Origin of the sequence: Parageobacillus caldoxylosilyticus NBRC 107762 (genome assembly GCF_000632715.1) — a bacterium.
Lineage (GTDB): Bacteria > Bacillota > Bacilli > Bacillales > Anoxybacillaceae > Saccharococcus > Saccharococcus caldoxylosilyticus.
In genome coordinates, this window is the sequence record NZ_BAWO01000106.1 from 1 (window position 1) to 3,220 (window position 3,220).

A 3,220-nucleotide genomic window follows, 5' to 3' on the forward strand; every position below is an offset into this window, starting at 1 on the left:
TATTATGGTGATGTCAAATTAAAAATATTAGGTAAATCGTCAAATTAAATTAATTGATATCATGACTTATGATTCCTCCAATACCACATGGTGTAGTATTGCCAATATTTCAGAAAGACAGAGACGTTGGAGGGGAAAAAATGATATTTCGTAAAGGAGAACTGTTTTGTGGCCCAGGAGGACTTGCTTTAGGTGCAAAGTGGGCAAAAGTAACTGATGAAAACGGAAATATTTACAAGATTAATCATGCTTGGGCAGTTGATTACTGTGAATCAGCATGTAAAACTTATCGTAGGAATATTTGTGGTAATCCAGATGATCCTACTGTATATGTAAAGGATGTCAAGGATTTGGATATTGAGAGTTTACCTCCAATAGATGCATTCTCTTTTGGTTTTCCTTGCAATGATTATAGCATTGTGGGAGAACAAAAGGGTATAGAGGGAAAATACGGTTCACTTTATACCTATGGGATAAAAGTCATTAATTATCATAATCCTTTATTTTTTGTAGCAGAAAATGTAGGTGGACTTAAGAGTGTAAATGACGGGAAGGCTTTTATTCAGATATTAAGAAAACTATCTGAAGCTGGAAAAGGATATAAGCTTGTTCCTCATTTATATAAGTTCGAAGAATATGGAGTGCCGCAGACTCGTCACCGAATTATTATTGTGGGTATCCGTAGTGACCAAAATGTAGAGTTTAAAGTTCCCGCGCCGACAACGCCAGATTGTTACATTACTTCGAGAGAAGCTATTACTAATCCGCCAATACCGGCAGATGCACCGAATCATGAATTTACTCGTCACAAAGCAAAAACAGTTGAAATGTTGAAATATATACCTCCAGGAGAAAATGCATGGTATGAAGGAATTCCTGAAGAACTTCGACTAAAGGTAAAACGCACTCGAATGAGTCAAATTTATAGAAGACTTCATCCTGATTATCCTTCATATACTATAACAGGAAGTGGCGGGGGAGGTACTCATGTATACCATTGGGAAGAACCAAGAGCATTAACGAATAGAGAAAGAGCTAGGTTACAAACTTTTCCTGATGATTTTATTTTTGAAGGAAGCAAAGAAAAAGTACGTCAGCAAATTGGAATGGCTGTTCCTCCAAAAGCAGCAAAAGTTATTTTTGAGGCAATATTAAAAACTTTTGCCGGTATTCCTTATGAATTTGTGGAACCAAAATGGAATATAGAAGAATTATTAAAATCAAATGAACCTTTACAATCTCTTACTAACTAAGAGTTTTGGAATAAGGTCAAATAGTGAATAATTATCTTTCCATGTCTTACTTTTTATGGATATCCGAATATTGTTTAAGTATAACAAAGAAGATAAAATTTATTTTTCTTTACTTCTTTACTTACTTTTAATCTAAAGTTATTAGATTCTACTCTAAACAGATTTTAATATAAATTCCAAGATTTTAGGCACGCCGGATAGGATGAAGCTGAAATATTGGAGCTGAAATATATGGCATATACGGTTCCAGAAATCATTCGTTCAAGTGCAACGGCTGGGGAACGATTGCTGTTTCGAACGTTGAAAACATTCTTACCCGATGATTATATCGTATATTATGAGCCAGAAATTCAAGGGAGACGTCCTGATTTTGTCATCATTGGTCCAGATTTAGGGATTGTCGTTTTGGAAGTAAAAGACTATACGCTGTCTACGCTTCTTCAACTAAACAATGATGAGTGGACGATTGTAAATAGAGCAGGAGAACAAACTGCGGTAAAAAGTCCGTTTAAACAAGCGCGTGAAAATGCTTTTCATATTGTGAATGTATTAAAAAGAGACAAAAACTTAGTGCACTTAGAAGGAAAATATCGATTTCAATTAAAATTTCCTTACGGGTATGGGGTTGTGTTTACTCGTTTAACACAGAAAGATTTAGTAAAAAAGCAACTTTATCCAGTGATTGACCCCAATCTTTGTTTATTACGCGATGAAATTGATCCAGATAAAGAATCATTTAGCGAGGAAGTGTTATTTGAAAAAATATTAAATATGTTTGTCGTTCCATATCGTTTGCGAAATCCTTTAACGAAAGAAGAAATTGATGCGATTCGCTATCATCTTTTTCCAGAAGTTCGAATTAGTGCGGAGTTTCGTCCACCGGTTATATATCAAGATCAAATTTTGCTTTCTCTTCATGATATTAAGGCGATGGATTTGCACCAAGAAAATTTGGCAAAACAAATTGGAGATAAACATCGACTTATTCGTGGAGTGGCGGGAAGTGGCAAGACACTTATATTAGTTAGTCGTGCGAAGCTACTAGCAAAGGAGCATCCAAATTGGAAAATCTTAATTTTGTGTTACAATATCTCGTTGGCTCAAGGGATTAGACAAATGATATACCATATGTTAAGAGAACCAGATTCGCTATTTGATTTTACGCAAAAAGATGAACAAGCTGATGTTGAATATGGTCAAATTATTGTGCGCAATTTCCATGAATGGCTTAAGCATGACTTAAAAATTACTGAACAACAAATTCCATATATATTAGAGAAACTTGAGAAAGGTGAAGCGATTTTGCCAACATATGATGCTATTTTAGTAGATGAAGGACAAGATTTTTCTTCGGATTGGTTGGCGCTTATTAGCAAACTACTAAATCCGGAAACACAGTCGCTTCTTCTTGTAGAGGATCGAGCACAAACGATTTATAAACGAAAACGGTCTTATGTCCAAGATATGGGCTTAAATTTCCAGGGACGGTCCAAAGTATTAACGATCAATTATCGTAATACAGCACAAATTGTGAATTTTGCTTGGGATTTTTACCGTACTCATTCGGTGCTGAAAAATAAAGTGGCTCATCGGGATTTTGAAGGAGAAATTATTACCCCACAAAGTACAAGGAGAAAAGGACCGGAACCAGTAATATTAAAAGCAAATAATTTTGCGAATGAAATGAAAGAAGTCGCAAAACAAATTCAAATATTACATAACGAGAAAAAGGTTCCGTATTCAGAAATACTTATTTTATACCGGGTAAAACGAACACATCTGCAAGATATTATTGGTGTGATTAAGCGAGCTCTCGAAAAAGAGAAAATTCCTTATTATTGGCTAACGGAAGATGAAACAGCCAAACGAACGTTTTTGCGAGATGACGGTAAAGTGAAAATAAGCACGATCGAAAGTAGCAAAGGTCTTGATTTTCAAGCGGTTTTTATTGTGAACATTGATAATAT

The 3,220-nt window shown here is 35.1% G+C and carries 2 protein-coding genes; both read left to right on the forward strand.

Annotated elements, in window-relative coordinates; translation table 11 throughout:
- The first annotated feature begins 140 nt into the window (after nt 1–140).
- Nucleotides 141–1,253: a DNA cytosine methyltransferase gene (locus GCA01S_RS18735; RefSeq protein ID WP_042412468.1), complete on the forward strand. Its 1,113-nt coding sequence runs from the start codon at nt 141–143 to the stop codon at nt 1,251–1,253.
- A gap of 231 nt (nt 1,254–1,484) precedes the next feature.
- Nucleotides 1,485–3,220, forward strand: a 1,736-nt coding sequence (locus tag GCA01S_RS18740; RefSeq protein ID WP_042412471.1) for a 3'-5' exonuclease, incomplete at its 3' end; no start/stop codon positions are given.

Coding starts and splice junctions, on each gene's coding strand:
- GCA01S_RS18735 (WP_042412468.1), top strand. CDS start 141: ATGATATTTCGTAAAGGAGAACTGTTTTGTGGCCCAGGAGGACTTGCT.